General features: G+C 47.6%; 12 protein-coding genes. 8 read left to right on the top strand and 4 right to left on the bottom strand.

Annotated features, from left to right (window positions below):
* Positions 1–40: 40 nt before the first annotated feature.
* The 8 genes from H6973_18170 to H6973_18135 all read left to right on the top strand — a co-directional run bounded on the left by H6973_18170 (position 41) and on the right by H6973_18135 (position 7,551).
* Positions 41–1,819, top strand: a complete 1,779-nt coding sequence (locus H6973_18170; protein MCP5127483.1) for a KAP family P-loop domain protein — start codon at positions 41–43, stop codon at positions 1,817–1,819.
* The gene (locus tag H6973_18165) at positions 1,819–2,568 is read left to right on the top strand and encodes a hypothetical protein (protein ID MCP5127482.1); all 750 of its coding nucleotides are present in this window, start codon (positions 1,819–1,821) and stop codon (positions 2,566–2,568) included. The genes H6973_18170 and H6973_18165 overlap by 1 nt, the downstream gene beginning before the upstream one ends.
* Complete coding sequence (locus H6973_18160; protein ID MCP5127481.1) at positions 2,553–3,872, top strand: DNA-binding protein; 1,320 nt, start codon at positions 2,553–2,555, stop codon at positions 3,870–3,872. The genes H6973_18165 and H6973_18160 overlap by 16 nt, the downstream gene beginning before the upstream one ends.
* Positions 3,869–4,591 carry a TatD family hydrolase gene (locus H6973_18155; protein ID MCP5127480.1) on the top strand — a complete coding sequence of 241 codons (723 nt, stop codon included), beginning with the start codon at positions 3,869–3,871 and terminating at the stop codon, positions 4,589–4,591. Before H6973_18160 ends, H6973_18155 begins: the two co-directional genes overlap by 4 nt.
* A gap of 250 nt (positions 4,592–4,841) precedes the next feature.
* The gene (locus tag H6973_18150) at positions 4,842–5,804 is read left to right on the top strand and encodes a tyrosine-type recombinase/integrase (GenBank protein MCP5127479.1); all 963 of its coding nucleotides are present in this window, start codon (positions 4,842–4,844) and stop codon (positions 5,802–5,804) included.
* A gap of 86 nt (positions 5,805–5,890) precedes the next feature.
* The gene (locus tag H6973_18145) at positions 5,891–6,118 is read left to right on the top strand and encodes an AbrB/MazE/SpoVT family DNA-binding domain-containing protein (protein ID MCP5127478.1); all 228 of its coding nucleotides are present in this window, start codon (positions 5,891–5,893) and stop codon (positions 6,116–6,118) included.
* On the top strand, positions 6,115–6,501 hold the full coding sequence (locus H6973_18140) for a type II toxin-antitoxin system death-on-curing family toxin (GenBank protein ID MCP5127477.1): 387 nt from the start codon (positions 6,115–6,117) through the stop codon (positions 6,499–6,501). The genes H6973_18145 and H6973_18140 overlap by 4 nt, the downstream gene beginning before the upstream one ends.
* An 87-nt stretch (positions 6,502–6,588) precedes the next feature.
* On the top strand, positions 6,589–7,551 hold the full coding sequence (locus H6973_18135; protein ID MCP5127476.1) for a DUF3991 domain-containing protein: 963 nt from the start codon (positions 6,589–6,591) through the stop codon (positions 7,549–7,551).
* A gap of 134 nt (positions 7,552–7,685) precedes the next feature.
* On the opposite strand, the gene H6973_18130 is transcribed toward H6973_18135, so the two are convergent.
* Genes H6973_18130 through H6973_18115 form a run of 4 tightly spaced genes read right to left on the bottom strand, consistent with a single transcriptional unit; the run spans position 7,686 to position 16,433 of the window.
* Entirely contained in the window at positions 7,686–9,425 is a 1,740-nt protein-coding gene (locus H6973_18130) for an RNA-directed DNA polymerase (protein MCP5127475.1), read from the bottom strand.
* Between the two features lie 25 nt (positions 9,426–9,450).
* On the bottom strand, positions 9,451–10,419 hold the full coding sequence (locus H6973_18125; protein MCP5127474.1) for a hypothetical protein: 969 nt from the start codon (positions 10,417–10,419) through the stop codon (positions 9,451–9,453).
* The gene (locus H6973_18120) at positions 10,412–13,372 is read right to left on the bottom strand and encodes an ATP-binding protein (protein MCP5127473.1); all 2,961 of its coding nucleotides are present in this window, start codon (positions 13,370–13,372) and stop codon (positions 10,412–10,414) included. The genes H6973_18125 and H6973_18120 overlap by 8 nt, the downstream gene beginning before the upstream one ends.
* A 13-nt stretch (positions 13,373–13,385) precedes the next feature.
* Complete coding sequence (locus tag H6973_18115; GenBank protein MCP5127472.1) at positions 13,386–16,433, bottom strand: DUF1156 domain-containing protein; 3,048 nt, start codon at positions 16,431–16,433, stop codon at positions 13,386–13,388.
* Positions 16,434–16,446 lie beyond the last annotated feature (13 nt).

Below are 16,446 nucleotides of genomic sequence, written 5' to 3'. Positions count from 1 at the left end.
TGGTTGCTATTGGCAATTGATGCAGTAGAAGGAATTGAGAATGTGGTCGGATACGGAATCTAAAGAGGATTACCTTAATTTTGGGGAAGTTTCACAACTGGCAGTCGACATACTTGCTGTAGATGGGATGTTACCGGTCTCCATTGGCGTGTTCGGCAACTGGGGTGCTGGCAAATCCTCTCTTTTGAGGTTGATCGAGCAGGATCTCAAAAAAGATGAGAAGAATTGGATAGTTATTGAGTTTGATGCCTGGCTGTATCAGGGGTACGACGATGCACGGGCAGCCCTCCTAGATGTGATCGCGACTGAATTGACAAAAGCTACGGATGGGAACGCAAGTCTAGCCGAAAAGATCAAGAAGCTTTGCTCCCAAGTCAGCGGTATTAGGCTCCTAGGCTTTTTAGCTGAGGGTGCAGCTATGTGGGCCGGCATACCTACAGGTGGGCTCATTGCACGCAGTGTAGGTGCTTTGGGGAGTGCTGCTGATGGCATCCAAGATCAGGAGGAGTATGCAAACCTGGGTGAAACAGCTAAAGAGGTCAAAGATCAGGTTAGCGGTTTGCTGAAGTCTGAAGCGAAAAAGAGTCCGCCTCAGCAAATTGATGCATTCCGTAAAGAGTACGGGGAAATCCTAAAAGAGCTCAAAAGGCCCCTAGTAGTAGTCATCGACAACCTTGATCGCTGTCTGCCGACGAATGCCATCCATACCCTCGAAGCTATTCGGCTGTTCCTGTTCCTAAACAATACTGCGTTTATTATTGCAGCAGACGAAGAGATGATTCGTTCTTCTGTAGCCGACTATTTCAAGGGAGCCTCGGACCGTCACAGGATCGATTACTTGGATAAGCTGATTCAGGTCCCTATTAGAGTACCAAAAGCCGGTGTTCGGGAAGTCCGTTCTTACCTGTTTATGCTGTATGCCGTCGATCTTGGCTTGTCTAAGGAAAAGTGCGTACTTCTCCGGGAAGGTCTTGAAAATGCCCTGCAACAATCATGGAAGGATGATCCCATATCCCGACAAGATGCACTCGCACTGACTGGGGAATCAGAGGATAGCGACCTAGCCAGTGCATTTGAGCGCGCGGACCGTATTGCACCAGTGCTGGCTAATTCCCCGATTATCCACGGGAACCCACGGATCGTGAAACGGCTGTTGAATGTTATCAAAATGCGCGCACAGATTGCACAGCGCCGCTCAATGCCCCTGGATGAAGCCATTATTACCAAATTAGTAATATTTGAACGATGCGTGGGAGCGCAGGCAACAGCAGATTTCTATCGGCTAGTGGATGCCGAACAGGGAAAGCCCTTGCTGCTCAAGCAGATGGAAGAAGGGGATGGCAAGATACCCGATAATGCCCCCGAGGCGTGGACGAATAACCCGACCACAAAATCCTTCATTATTGAGTGGACCAGGCTCGAACCTAAGCTAAGTGGAGTTGACCTTCGGGCTGCAATTTACTTGTCCCGAGAAACCATGCCGATTGGTACCTACGTAGTGGGTTTGTCACCGGTTGGTCGAGAAGTACTAAACGTATTAGTGGAGATGAAGAGTATTACCTCGCCTACGGCTGAGAATCACCTGAACAACCTGCCACTGGAAGAGCAGATTCCGGTTATGGAGGGGGTCATCAGCCATTTGAGGCAAGTATCCGACTGGTCTCGGCAACCTAAAGGATTTGCAGGTGCTCTTCGGCTGGCCCGCCATTCATCCAATGCTGCCAAGATTCTGATTCGATTTCTGCAAGATTTTCGCGATAAACCCATACCTTGGATGAGGGCGGCGCTAAAAGAAGAGCAATGGTATAAGGGCGCTTAATGGGAACATCGCAATCAAGCACTGGTCCGGGTGGCGGTTCACCACTAATACCACCATGGGCGGACAACCAACCACAGCAACCGCAAGCCACGCCTCAACCAGCTAGATTCAAAAGTTTCCGCCAGTCATTGGGGCGTTTCGTATCTGGTGGCGATCAGAGCGATCTGAAGAGTGCTGTTGGCCACTATGCTCGCGGAGCCAGTGGCGGAAGTAGCAGTGCAGCTCGGCGCATGGGCAGTGTTATCCAGGCTGGAGCAGGGCTCTTTGGCGCATTAGCAGGTGCGCAAGCTGGTCCAGGCAGGATTGGTGTAGATATTAGCAGTCTGACCGGACTTCCATGCGAACTGGCAATATCAGCTATTACCCAAGCACTTACCACTGAAGACGGGGATTCAGAGAAGATCCGTGTAGCGATGAACCATGCTCTAGTGGAAGCACTGGATGGCGTAATCATCTTTGATCCAGAGTGTATCACAGACGATATTATCATCAATACCATGATTGGGTATTTGGCGGAGAGCATTTTCCTTCAGATGGTATTGGACTCAAACAAGGCTTGGAATAAGGCAGATACCCCGGTGATGGCGATACGCGCCGAAACGGACTTACGGGAATTGATCAAGGTAGTTGTCGACAGGCATATGGCTTCCAAACTCACTAGTAATGTTCGTACATTCACCCAACAACAAATGGCTCAGATCGAGCGCCAGGCTATTATTGATGCTTGGAAGGAGTGGGAGGCTTATTAGTGACGCTATTAGTTTTTCATCACAATCACCAGATGCTGCCTGCGGCTAGCAATGATCTGCTCCCAGTGCAGCTTTATGAATTAAGTGGCCAAAGTCGCGGGGACATATCTATCATCGGACACCCAGTTATCGACAAGATAAAGCGACTGGGAGTGTGCATTCCAGGTCAGGTTATGGATTTTTTAACTATAGCGCTTGCCGTGACTGCCGCAGATACCTTTGTTTGTCGAGCGGACACTGCGGATGGCTGGACCCGGCAGTTTTTTCTTCAAGTGCCACTCCATGAACCAGACCGCTGGAAACCATTGAAGAAAAACTTGGAGAGAGCTCTACATTTTCTCAGTGGCGATATCTGGAATTTTGATTTTCAGGAAGGTGGTTACTCCCCCCCATTACCATATCGTCAGCGTAATCACTTTCATCTAGTTCAGTTAAAAGGACTCAATTGTGTATGCCTGTTCTCTGGAGGATTAGATTCAGCTATTGGGGCAATTGATTTATTGGCTCAAGGCAAAACCCCTTTACTGGTGAGCCATGCTTATAAGGGCGACAAATCCCACCAAGATCAGATAGCCAAAGCACTCCAGGGACGATACTCACGATTTGAGGTCAATGCAGATCCGCATCTATGCATCGGTGAGACTGATATCACTATGCGGACACGTAGCCTCAACTTTCTTGCGTTTGCTGCGATTGGTGCAAGTGCAGTGCAAACAGTCTCGAAGCAAGAGCGAGTTGACTTGTTTGTTCCAGAGAACGGGTTTATATCGTTGAATGCGCCATTAACACCTAGACGGATCGGGACACTTAGTACCCGTACCACTCACCCATATTTCATTGACAGCATCCAAAAGCTCTTTGATGCAATAGGTATTCCTTGCAACATCATTAACCCCTACCAGTTCAAAACCAAAGGTCAAATGGCAGCAGAATGCCTAAATAAACAGTCGTTGACAGGTATTATTGGTAGTACTGTGTCGTGCAGCCATTGGAAGCGATCAAATCAACAGTGTGGAGTATGCGTACCTTGTATTATTCGTCGAGCTGCCCTCCATGTAGGAGGGCTTGTCGAAGGAATAGACTATACTTTTAATAAGTTGCCTGACGTTCTTAATGAAATCGACCGCAGGGATGACCTCCTGGCGCTATCCATTGCTGTAATGCAAAAAAGAACCCGGAAGCTTGGCTCCTGGATTTTGGATAGTGGTAATCTGCCTCCAAATCAATTTGGGAATTTTCAAACGGTCTTTTCACAAGGATTGGAGGAAGTGGAGGCTTTTCTTAAGGATGAGGGGGTACTATGAGCATCGATATGCATTGCCATCTCGATCTGTATCCAGATCCATTCAAGGTAGCCGATGAATGTAAATCAAGAGGCATTTATGTCCTATCAGTGACAACGACACCAAAGGCTTGGGACGGGACATGTAAACTCGCTGAAGGCAGTCAGTGTATTCGAACAGCGTTAGGTTTGCATCCACAGATCGCTCATCAGCGCTCTAGTGAACTTGAGCTTTTCGACACGCTGCTTCCTAGCGCTAAATATGTGGGAGAGATTGGTCTTGACCATGGAAAAGGATTTGTAGATCACTGGGATGTTCAGCTCAAAGTGTTTCGCCATATTCTCAAGAGTGTAGGTCGTTCTGGGGGGCGAATTATGAGTGTACATACCCGCTATAGTGCAGCAGTTGTGTTAGACGAATTGAAAAGTGTACCTGGCATACCTATACTACACTGGTTTACAGGTAGTAAAAGTGAGCTTAAGAAAGCTATACAGTTAGGATGTTTATTTTCTATTGGCCCTGCCATGTTAAACACAAAAAAAGGTAAGGAACTAGTGATGTTCATACCAAGGAATAAGATTTTGACTGAGACAGACGGCCCATTTGCCAAAATAGGTGATCAACCATTGATGCCATGGGATGTAGAATCAACTCTTCCAATATTAGCAAATATATGGGGTGTTTCTATTGATGATGCTAAACATCAAATACTATCGAATTTTAAATCGATTTGGGATTAGCAAATAACAAACTTAACGAAAAAGTGTTTTCTGGTTGCTTAAGGAAAGGCACCGAACCAGAAAAGAATAAGTAGATAAATTTAATCTCTGAGGGGCAATTCCCCGCAGCTTGCTGTATCACGAATCAGTTTTCCACTGGTAGCTCACCAATTTCCTTGACAACTTTCGGGGTCTTTTTTACCCTGTTCAAGAGTTCTGATAACCCATTTTATCAGAATTCTTGAATCACCCTCAAAAAGACACTGCATCCATGACCCTTTCGCCGAAATCCCCAGCCCCCGTATCGGAAAAAGACCGCGAACTGTCCACGGTGACTCACGCCACGTTAGCGGACATTCCCGAGGAATCGGTGTGGTTAGCCAATTTTGTCTCGCCCCGCACGAAACGAACCTATCAAGCGGCCGTACAGAGTTTCATTGCCTTTCATGGTTTCCAGTCGTCCGATGAGTTACGCGGCATTGGGCAAAGTCACTTGATTGCTTGGCGGGAGCACCTCATCCAGTCTGGGGCCAGCCCCCGCACGGTGCAAAACCGCCTAGCGGCGGTGTCTTCGCTGTTTAAGCATCTCTGTGAGCAGCAAGTGGCGACACGCAACCCAGCCACCGGAGTTCGCCGCCCCAAAGTCAGCGCCCAGCGTGTGGAAGCCGCCGTTCTCACACCCGAACAAGTACGGAGTCTTCTCCATGCCCCCCAGCTAGACCAGCTCAAGGGCATTCGGGACCGTGCTATTTTGCATGTCCTGTTCTACACCGGTTGCCGAATTAATGAGGTCACCACCCTCAAAGTGAAGGATTTTTTTGAAGATGGTGGCTACTGGGTATTGGATTTCATCCTCAAGGGCGGCAAGCGCAACCGGATTGCCATTCACCAGGAACTGCAACTGGCCTTGCGGGCCTATCTTTCCGAAAGTGGTCACGGGGCCGAACGGGAGAGCCCGCTGTTTCTCGCAGTTCAGCGCCGGGAACGGCGTAAACCGCTGACCAGCCGACAGATCAGCAAGCTGTTTCATCGCTATGCGCTGGAGGCCGGGTTACCCATCGGCGTCACCCCGCACAGCGCCCGAGCGACGTTTATTACCGAGGCTCTGGACCGGAAGTGTCCGATTGAGGCCGTGCAGGCGAGTGTGGGGCATAGCCATATCGCCACGACCAAAATGTATGACAAGCGCAAGCTGCATTACCGGGAAAGTGCAAGCTTTGCCGTGCAGTATTAGCCAGAATGCCTCCATTTTTTGCTTGAATTGAAGAGATTTACATGTTACTACAATAGTTATAACCTTACTTAAAGGCATGATGAATCATGATTAATCTTAAAATTCGCAAAGTCGGTAATTCGCTGGGGGTGGTGCTCCCACTAGAGGTAACCAGTCGCTTGCATCTCGAAGATGGTGATCGTCTCTTTCTGACGGAAGCGCCGGAAGGGGGTTACCGACTAACCCCGTATGATCCAGAATTTGAAGCTCAACTGAAGTTGGCTGAGGAAGGAATGGCGCGTTACCGAAACACCTTACATATCTTAGCGAAATGAAGGAACCGATCTGGATTGAAACGAAGGTTGTTTTGGCCATCCATGACCGCTTACTCGCTGAGCACGGCGGACCCAGTGGCTTACGCGATACCGGTTTACTGGAATCGGCATTATCCCGGCCTCGTCATCGCTGGGCCTACGAACAGCCGGACTTAGCGGCACTCGCAACCGCTTACATCGCCGGTATTATCCGCAATCACCCGTTTGTGGATGGCAACAAACGCACAGGGTTCATGACGGGTTATGTGTTTATGGCAAGAAATCATTTACAGCTTATGGCTTCTGAGCTTGAAGCCGCTCAATGGGTCTTGGGGCTAGCCAGTAATGAACTCAGCGAGGAGGCGTTTGCGGATTGGTTAAGGAAAAACACCGAATCTATGTGAGAAACGAGTCAATGATTCACTTCACAACCCGGCAATAGGAAGAGGTAAAAGGCTTTCTTTTTCCTATGGCCCTAAACCGGTGAGGCAATGGAACGGAACGATTCGCAGGAAATAGATCGCTTTAAGCAGCAGATCAATCTGACGGAATATGCAGCCTGCCAAGGGTATGTCCTGGAACGGAAGGAGAGCAGCCGGAACAGCGTCACCATGCGCGGGCCGAATGATGACAAAATCATCATTGGTAAGGAAGGCACGAGCGGGGATTGGATTTATTTCTCGGTTCGAGATGAGGCGGATCACGGAACCATTATTGATTTTGTCCAGAAGCGACAGCACCTGAATTTGGGGGAAGTCCGCAAGCAACTTCGGATGTGGATCGGTGGGGCCACTCGGTTATCCCCTCACCTCTCTCCTGATCGCTATGTGGCACAGGTTGAACCGATTACCCGCAATTTGGCGGGTATCCGAGCACAGTTTGCGGCGATGAAACCGATTCGAGACACCCACCCCTATTTGGAGAAGGAGCGGCGCATTCCTGCCGAGGTGTTGGTTCATCCACGCTTTACCGGGAAGATTTATCGAGATCGCTATGGCAATGCCGTCTTTCCCCACTATGACCGGCAGGGGCTTTGCGGCTTTGAATTGCGTAACTACCACTTCAAGGGGTTTGCCAAGGGAGGGCAAAAAGGATTGTGGTATTCCACCTCAACTCCAGAGGATGAACGCCTGGTCATTACGGAAAGCGCGATTGAGGGCCTGAGCTATCATGCGCTCTATGGGCCGGAAGGATCGCGGTATTTCTCGATTGCCGGGGAAATGAACACGATGCAGCGGCAGTTGCTGGAGGCGGCTTTTCTGAAGCTGGCAACAAGTACGGTCATTGTGATTGCAATGAACAATGATGCGGGCGGTAGGCATCTTTCTGAGGAGATTAAAGGGCTGGTTCTGGCTACTAGACGAGGGGATTTGACGGTGATGGATAAATACCCAGATGGAGATGGAATAGATTGGAATGATGTTATAAAAATTGGTAAAAGACGGGAAAGATAATAATAATTGTGAGATTTAAGAAACCATTATTTTAATAATATAATTAAAGGTAAAGTTGAGTATTAATGTTTTCTATTAATAAATGGCTTTTTGAATGACTTTATGAATATGATCTATCGAATCATTGTTTAATTTTACCAAGATAAGTAACCCCCACCAATGTCTAATGCATCTAATACAGGGGATTCAAGATCAGAAAATCTTGTTTCTAATATATTTACATAGCTATCATGTAAGTGTGGATATTGGAGTGTTCTAATTTCATTTATATAAGAAAAATCTTGTATTAGTTGCATATCACTTGATTTTGGTTGATTTGCACAAAATTGCAGTAACTCGGATGTTGTTTGGTTAACTTTAATAAGAGCGTTACGTTGCAGGTCAACAACTCCAAATAATAATAAGATACTAACTGAATCTATAATAACTTGATCTGAGTGGCTATCTAAAGTGATAGGGGGTAATTTTCTATTTGCTTGCCGTAGTAAACTTGCAGCAGTATTTAATACTGGTCCTGGCATACCTAATATATCTTTATAACTATCTTTTACTAATAGATTTATCAAAGCAATAGTATCCTGAAATTCAGGAAAGGGGCTTAAATGTTCAACTAAATGAGTTAATTCATTAGGCGGAAATAGATAGATTGATCTGTTAGTGAGGTATCTCAATCTTTGAAGAAACCATTTTTTTCTTGTTTTATTTTCAGGTGGCTTTTCTAAGAGAATATCATATAATTCTCTTTTTACTTCGTTTCTCACTTCCCTTGCCATTTTAATAAGATCTTTTTTTCTTATTTTCCACGCTTGCCATGCAATGTTCCATCTTCTTTCAAGAAGATATTTAAAGTTCCCAAAAAAGTTGGATTCTCTGCTTTTGGATGTTAATCGACTAATCGGAAGAGAAAAACCTTCTTCTAATAGACTTGTCGCTAATTCATCTTCTCTATTTCGATGGGTTAACAAGAATACTTTTATAAAAAAAACAAGTGATTCAAATGAATTTCTTCTAACCTGATGTTGAGTATGTGGCCCATAGGTCAACCATTCACTCCCGGATAGACAATCTGTCTTCTGTGGATGAATAGTTAGACCTTCATCACTTGCTAAATTTTCTAGCATTTCTATTACAGAATTTTTTTTGTCATTGTCCACAACGAGTACAATATCATCAACATACCGAAAATACCTACCAGGAAATTGTGCCGACAAAGTAGTATCTATAGTAGACAGAGCAAAATCAGCGAGGATGTGACTAATTTCTGGGCCAATCGGAATCCCTTTACCATCAGGATAGTAATTAAATAAATGCTCGATAAATTTCAGAGCTGTAACCTTTATACTGTCTTGTATTTTCGTATCCTTGAGCGCTTGATTAAATTTTTTTAATACAGTTTCTTGATTTATACTTGGATAAAAATTTTCTATATCGGAAACAATAACAATGTTGTTACTATTATCTAATAATAAATTTAAAATATCGTTATTTCGACATTTATAACCATTAATATAATGCTCGAAATTATATGGACACTCTTCCGTATTATTTGGCCATCTGTAGCTATATATATAATTTTCTTTATGAAAAGATGATTCTTGTGATAGATAAGCAAGTATTAGAGACTCGGTTAATGCAGTAGACGGACTCGACACAAGGAAGTCTCGATATTCACAACAACCATTCTCTAATATTTTCTTTAATTTCTTTGATACTAAAAATTGACCCTGCTTACGCATAGGATATTTTCTGGGAATGGTAACATAGCTCCATGAACTATCTTGATATCCAACAATTGAGTCAACAAAAAATCTTGTTGCAACATACGTTGGCAAATGAAGCTTTCGTGTCGCTTGCAAAGCACGAATAGCCAACATATTTGATGGGACTGGCCACATTATCTTAATCTCTCACGAAGCGTTGTACTTGAACCCCTGTTTGATGTATATGTTGATTAATAGGGTTACTCATTCGATACTCTGCCGAAGGAAATTCTCCTTTTTTATGCACGTTAGAAAACCAAGGCACATATCTATTTAGCCATTTAAATACCTTTGGAATTAGTCCTTTTACAGCGTTTGAGTTAATTGGTTCGATCCATATCAAAGTACTTTTTTTATCGTGTAGTCGCGCTAGTATCTGTGACAAACATGGTGTAAAATCGTCAAACATTTTTCCTTTTATTAACGCGCCACTAAAATTACTAATACATACTACGTACTCACACGCATCACTTGCTAACTTAAACCACTCATCAATCATTTTTGCAGTTTCATCATTTCGAGTTGCATCCCACTGAGTCAGATTGTAATTGATTATAATTCCTTGATCGGCTAAGATAGTCCTCGCTCTATTTAACATACTTTGGCATATTTCTCTTGCTGCCATTGAACAATCGCCCCCTACAATCGAAATTGTTAATGGAAGAGTTGGTAATACACGCCTAGCCCGAAGTTCAGCTAAGACTGTGAGAAAAGTTACACACGATGCTCCTGTTCCACATGGAATATCTAACAATCCAATATGCCCTTCTGAAAATGTGTTTAATAGTGCATCAGAATATTCTGTCAGGTCCTCATTTGGCGCTAGTATAGTAAACTCAGATCTGCCAGATGAAACACCGAATCGATGAGTAAAATGCTCCAATGTTTCTTTATCACTAAAACCTCCATGAATATCTTTCCTATCTGTACCTTGCTTTGCTTCTTGAAGAAGGCCACGATCTTTTAATTCTACTAAATATGAGGTTATTAATTCACCAGGTAAGTAAAGTACCTGTTTCTTCCACATTGTTTCAGGGATCAGCTCAATCGGTAAAATCCTCATTATTAGGGTATCTCCATTTCGCGCAAACCAAAAACAATCATCCATTTACACTCTCGTCCAACCCCAACTCCTTCAGAGCACTCTTTATATCCTCAATCTTCGCCGAAGCACTGTCTCCTTCTGCTGATGCTTCTAGGCTGACCTGTACGGTCAATCCCGGCGAGTTCGCGAGCTTTGCGATGACCTTGGTGTAAAAGTTCATCCATTTCCGGGGTGGAATGGTTCCACTCCATCGTATTTTTTGTTCACTATAGCCAGGTGGATGTTCTTCTTCGGCGGTTTGGTGTTCTTCTCTAGGTGGAACAGGTGTCGAGATGATCGGCGGCTTAACCCGTACCTTGGCCTCCGCTTGGAGGTTATCCACCTGCACGGTCACCAAGTAGAGACCCGGCGCGCTATTCGCCTGAAAGCTGCCCTCGTTATTTACCGTGCATTCGGGAGCTGACCAGGTTGCGTTTTCCACCGGGAAGCTTTGGCCGTATTGGTCAACACCACTGACCTTGAAGGTGATGTGCTCACCAGGGCTAACGTCAATTGCACTCGGTTGAAGGACCAGCCTATACAAGTGCGGCGGTTCGATGAGTCGTTCGGCATCTTGAGCACGCAGAATAAAGAGATCATCACTGATCTCCACTTCCTGTTCCGAGAGACTTTCACCAAAACAATCCAGTTGGAGTTGACCCGAGGCATCTCGGCTGGCGTAACCAAACAGCTTGGAAGTGACGCCATCGGCAATCGTGCGCCTGATGGAGTTAGGATCGAGCAAGCGAGGTAAGGCTGGTGAAGCAAAAAAGGCATCCCGTACCGCTTTCGTGGACCATTCAGTCAGCGCGGGCGGCCAGAGCCGCACCAGCTTATTGGGTCCTACGATAGCCGTAATCTCATCGTCCTTGACAAGTTGATTGACTACCAGATCGCAGATTGAATGGGCCATGCTGGAGGTGATTTGCCCCAGGTCAAGGTTTTTGAGCGTGTTGTCTTTGCTGAGCAGAAACACATGGCGATAAGCCCGCCAGAGAGATTCCTTCAGATCCGCCTTGGCGCGGTCCAGGCTTTGACCGAGAGAACGGCGCTGGGCTTCTTCCAGTTGTCGGGCGGTGTCTTCATCCGCTTCGATATCTTCCCAAGCCAGCACGTTGCGCGCCGCTTCGATGACCGCCCCGCCCTGATCGGGAGCGATAAACAGCAAGCCTGATTTATAGGTGCGTCCTGCGGTACCACACTCTCGCAAAAGGGTTTCCATGAAATTCTGGGTTGCTGGGTCTTGCGCGGGATGCGCTAAGCCCAAGACCACCAGGGTCAGTTGGGGACGGTCAGGAATATCATTTGACCGGGTTGGAAAACAACGCCGATCCACGGCTTTACTGCCAGATTTGACCAAATCCAATGTGGTTTGCTGAATACGGGCCTCAATGTCCTGATCCTTCACCGTTCCCCGGCGCGTGACCAGCATTTGATTGAGGTTGGGACGCAGACCGAACCGGTAACGGTTGCGATCCCAATTGAGGTAAAAACAGTTGGCGGTGAGGCCCTCTAACACGGTTTCCACATCGGCCAGATTTAGATCGGTATGGCCGACCGCTGCCCGGATTTCAGGAACGGTCGCTTCCATGCGGGTTTGGCTTTGCCCGCCGTTACTCTCGAAGAAAATGGTCGTGGCCACGCGCTGATGGAGGCGGGCTTTCTTGATCGCGTCAATGGCTTCCCGGTCAAGACGAAGGGCGTGAGCATCTTTCTTTCCAAGAATATCCGTAGTGACCGGAATCGAGAGTTGATCGGAACCCAGTTGTTCAAACAAGGCATCCCGGAAAGTTTGGTCATCGAGTGGCGCAGAACCGAGCGTGATGAGCGGTTCCCGTGAATTCTTGCGGTGTTCTTCCTGGTAGGACCGTGCAATCCAGAGGGCAAGCAGACGAAGAATGCCCCGAGTTCGTTGAAAGCGCGGCAGGCTTTGCCATTTGCGCTGAAAAACGGAAATCAAGGAAGGGTGAAAGGGATAGCAGGCCAGGAAGAGTTCTTCCGGGGATTCTCCACCTAGATTCGCTAATTCTGTGGGATGATCCTGGACCCAGGCTCCGTATTCTGCTGCCACTTTTTTTCCATCGGCGGGTAACCCATACCAGTCGAAGAGGCGGCGGCGAATGATTTCTGTCACTTCGGTTTCCGAGGACATGCTGATGGCCTTGCCCACCCGATCCAGCAATTTTTTGTAGGACTCATAGCTTTGTTGATCTTCAGGGTTCATCTCCAATTGGGTTGATCCTGGAATCGAAACACAGAGCACCAGGTTATCGCGGGCACGGGCTTCTTCGGAGAGGTTCTGGAGGAAATCATAGAGTTGTGAGGCTAGGCCAGTGCGGCGCGAGCGCGAAGCGTAGTTCATTAACTCATCAAGGAGAATCAGCGTGGGGCCACCCGGCAACATGCGGCGCAGCACGTCTCCGGCTGGAGCAATACCCTGTTCATCATGCTGGGCGACAGCGGCAAAGGTTTCCTCACCGCCAAGCTGCCAAGCGATCTCTCCCCAAGGGGTTTTTCGCTGCGGTTGTCCTTCTCCTTTCCTGCCCTCTACCACATCAAACTCTGTGCCGACAAAAACCGCGACCGCTGCTTGCGGAATCTCTTTCACTTGCGCCCGGTTGAGGATGCTGTCCACACCTTTCCAGTTCTGTGCCGCAGGGCCACCTTGGGCGAGATGGTAGAGCGCGGTCAAAGAGTGAGTTTTGCCCCCGCCAAACTGCGTCGCCATGTTAAACACGGCGGAGGTTTCCACCTTGATGCCGGAGAGACGACGCACTACTTGCGAGGAGAGATCGAGCAGGCTTTGGGTCAGGTAGGTTCGGGAGAAGAACCGCGCGGGATCGATATAATCGGGATGGGCGCGGTGTTCGCGGATATGATCGAGGTGGACGGCAAATTCGGAGGCATCCAGTGGGCGATTATCGCGTAAATCTTCACGCGGAACGACGACTTGATACCAGGGCTTGAGATTGCTCATTGTTTTTATCTCCTTAAAAACCTAATCCTTTTTTACGGGCTAAGACGCCATCCACCCACCGCTTTTCATCGCTACCCACCGGATAGAGCGCCGTCAGCGATTGTGCAAGTTTCCAGAAGCGGGCATCGTTGCCAATCCCTTCTTCCACGATGAAGCGTTTCATCGCTTCCCCACGCCCAGCGGCAAACAACACCATCGCTTGATGCAGGCGATCCAAGACCGTGGTTCCGGGTTTGGGGCCTTTCACATCGCCCCATTCGGCTTCCGCAGCCGATTCGGCGGCTTCTAATTCGGCAAACAGGGATTGCTGGACAGGTTCTTTTTTCTTCTTGCGCGGGGTTTTGCCGGTAACAGCGGTTTCCGCCTCCTTGCCGAAAAGATACTTGACCCGTTCCGCAACTGAGAGCAACTTGGCTTTATCGCCTTTCACTTCCACGACCGAGGGCGATTTTTCCAGATGGACACCAAGACCTTGGGCAATCTTGCGGGCGGCATCGAATTCCAGGGTAAAGCCGGTTACTTTCGGCGCTTTACTGGATTCCTCATCGGCCTCATCATCTTCAGATTGTTCGGATTCCTCAGCACCGGCACCGCTGTTATTTGCGCCCAAGGTCCAAAGCCACATGGCGGTCAGCCGAGCATCCGGTTCCAGGCCAGCCGTATCCGGGTCTTTGAAGATCATCGAGAGGGCTTCTTTGGAGACGGCAGCCCAGACGTGTTCGAGATATTCACCGAGGGTCACCGCTTCCCCGCTGGATTTTTCTACCCGGCTGTAGCGGCTGAACACTTCGAGAGCGGGGCCGAGACAGGCAAAAATTGCATCAGCGCCGACCACGCCTTCGTCAGCGAGGCGCGGCATCCAAGCATGGATACGCTGGGGAAGTTCGGTGAGTACATCGCGCCAATCGCCGATATTTTGTTCAGATCGTGGACGAACAATCAGATGGACAGAAGACGCTAGTCGCGCTTGTCCTTGCGCGGCAACGCGGGTTTCCATTTCCGTATCAATCGGCCAAGAACCCGTGATAGTCCAACCAGCATCCACAACCGCCTTCAAAATCGCTTCCCAACTTGAAGTTGTTTTGCTGGCAAAGACAATAACACCAATACCATCATGGCGAACTATGCGGCAGCCTTCTTTAAAAGCTTTAGTTAGTTCACCCTCGTAATAAGCTATATTATGCGTTGAGTTACTTAGCTCATGGGGTCTATCAACAACTATTTCAGCATCTTTTGGGACAAGTGGATGCATCATTATTGGAGTATAAATGTGGTTTAGTGCTCTACGAAGCCAAACATAAAAAAAATCAGAAAGATAAGCGTAAGGCACTGAATCATAGTATGGAGGATCTGTTATAAATGCACTTATAGAATCATCGGGATACGGATGCACGGTTGCTGATGTTGAACCAACAGATGCTACTTGCCCTTGAATAGCGCTTGAAGTAATGACAAGTGCATTTGTATGCCAATCAAGTAAATTTAAAAAATCACCGCTGGCACCAGCAAATGGGTTTGCTTCAGCAAAATCCCAAACCATTGGTAACGCTTGCCGACCAAAAGTATCAACAATATTCTCTCCACTAGCTTTCCATCGGCACATTGACGAATTATATTGTGCTAATTTATCAATAATAAGGGCTATACATGTTTGTGCTGCTTTCAATAGGGTTTCTTGTTTTTCATTATTTGTTAATCTTTCATATGCAGCAGATAAATCAAAAAGTTTTACTAACACAAGTGCTTGTCGAGAAGTGAAGCAATGACTCCAATTATTGATACCATAAATCATAGCCCAAGTATGACGTATACCTCGGATATCAATCTTTTCATCAGGTAATAGACTTATTGTTCCTTTATGCTTATTTTTAATTCGTTCTAACTCAGCTTTAGCACCAAAGGCAGCAGATTCATCCTTTGAATTGGGAACTCTATAGAAACGCCCTTGTTCACCCTTTTTAGTAGATATTACACACAAAAAACGTGCATCATTAGTGCCGCCGCACCTAGCCCTAAATTGCTTCCGAACATTTGCCACCGGCGTTGTATATCCACAGCAAGGACACGTTGCCGACCCACGCTTGACCGTTCCCAGTCTTTCTTCACCGGTTTTAGCATTCTCGATAATTTCAAAGTCAACCCGCTTTTCTTGAGGTTTGGGGACGATGCGCAACGCCACCGAACGTTTGCCCTTTTTCGCCAACCAGAGCGACCGCATCAACGGCACTTCCGCCCCACACCCCGGCCCTTCACACTGAATGGTTCGCGCCCAAAGATAGGCAATTGGCGTGGCTCCATCCGGGTCTTTCGGGTAAAACTCCGCAAGCTCTTTCTCCGCTTCCTGCTTGATCCAGGCCCCCCACTTGCGGACTTCATCGGCAAGCCGTTGGCCATACTTCGGGATGTATTCCAGCACCACCTTGTTCAGCAATACTGGGATCGGATTCAAATCCGAAGCGAAGGCATCCGCCCCGACGCGCAAGGCTTCCAGCGGAATCGAACCACCGCCAGCAAACGGATCGACCACCAGCGGGCGCGTCTCCAGTTCCCCGCCCAGGGCTTCATGCGCGGCTTGGGTCAATACGCGGGCGGTTTCCAGGTAATCCTTGTCCGTCGAATTATCCCAGTTGGCAAAGTCAGCGATGAAATCCAGCAACGTTCTTTGCAAATCCCAGGGATCAGCAAGGATATTATTGCCCTTCTGAATGGCAATAAAGCGCGAGGAGGACTCTCGACTGACCTTGCCAAGATGTTCTTTTCCCCAGGCCAGCATCCGCTCCCGCGCGGTATCCAAAAACCGCCTAGGCCGGATTATCACCGAACCATCCCCTACCGGAACCTCATCACCCCGCTTAGCCCAGGTGCTCAAATCCACCGGATCAGGCCAGAGCGAGGCGCAGATCACCGCCCGACAGGCCGCCAGTGGCCGTCTGGCCCACCAGATATGCAAGGTCGAAATATGGCCATGTCGAATGGATTTCTCCCGCCGCGCATGGGCCGAAATTCTTGCTATCGGCAAATCCACTTCTATCAAGCGCTTGGGGTAGGCTAAAGTATCCATACTGATCTCACTG

The sequence above is a fragment of the Gammaproteobacteria bacterium genome, from assembly GCA_024235095.1.
Lineage (GTDB): Bacteria > Pseudomonadota > Gammaproteobacteria > Competibacterales > Competibacteraceae > UBA2383.
This window is presented reverse-complemented; position numbering and strand designations above follow the sequence as displayed.

Excerpts from the sequence above, each read along its gene's own strand:
- H6973_18170 (MCP5127483.1), top strand. The coding sequence starts at position 41 with ATGTGGTCGGATACGGAATCTAAAGAGGATTACCTTAATTTTGGGGAA.
- H6973_18165 (MCP5127482.1), top strand. The coding sequence starts at position 1,819 with ATGGGAACATCGCAATCAAGCACTGGTCCGGGTGGCGGTTCACCACTA.
- H6973_18155 (MCP5127480.1), top strand. The coding sequence starts at position 3,869 with ATGAGCATCGATATGCATTGCCATCTCGATCTGTATCCAGATCCATTC.
- H6973_18150 (MCP5127479.1), top strand. The coding sequence starts at position 4,842 with ATGACCCTTTCGCCGAAATCCCCAGCCCCCGTATCGGAAAAAGACCGC.
- H6973_18145 (MCP5127478.1), top strand. The coding sequence starts at position 5,891 with ATGATTAATCTTAAAATTCGCAAAGTCGGTAATTCGCTGGGGGTGGTG.
- H6973_18140 (MCP5127477.1), top strand. The coding sequence starts at position 6,115 with ATGAAGGAACCGATCTGGATTGAAACGAAGGTTGTTTTGGCCATCCAT.
- H6973_18135 (MCP5127476.1), top strand. The coding sequence starts at position 6,589 with ATGGAACGGAACGATTCGCAGGAAATAGATCGCTTTAAGCAGCAGATC.
- H6973_18130 (MCP5127475.1), bottom strand. The coding sequence starts at position 9,425 with ATGTTGGCTATTCGTGCTTTGCAAGCGACACGAAAGCTTCATTTGCCA.
- H6973_18125 (MCP5127474.1), bottom strand. The coding sequence starts at position 10,419 with ATGGATGATTGTTTTTGGTTTGCGCGAAATGGAGATACCCTAATAATG.
- H6973_18120 (MCP5127473.1), bottom strand. The coding sequence starts at position 13,372 with ATGAGCAATCTCAAGCCCTGGTATCAAGTCGTCGTTCCGCGTGAAGAT.
- H6973_18115 (MCP5127472.1), bottom strand. The coding sequence starts at position 16,433 with ATGGATACTTTAGCCTACCCCAAGCGCTTGATAGAAGTGGATTTGCCG.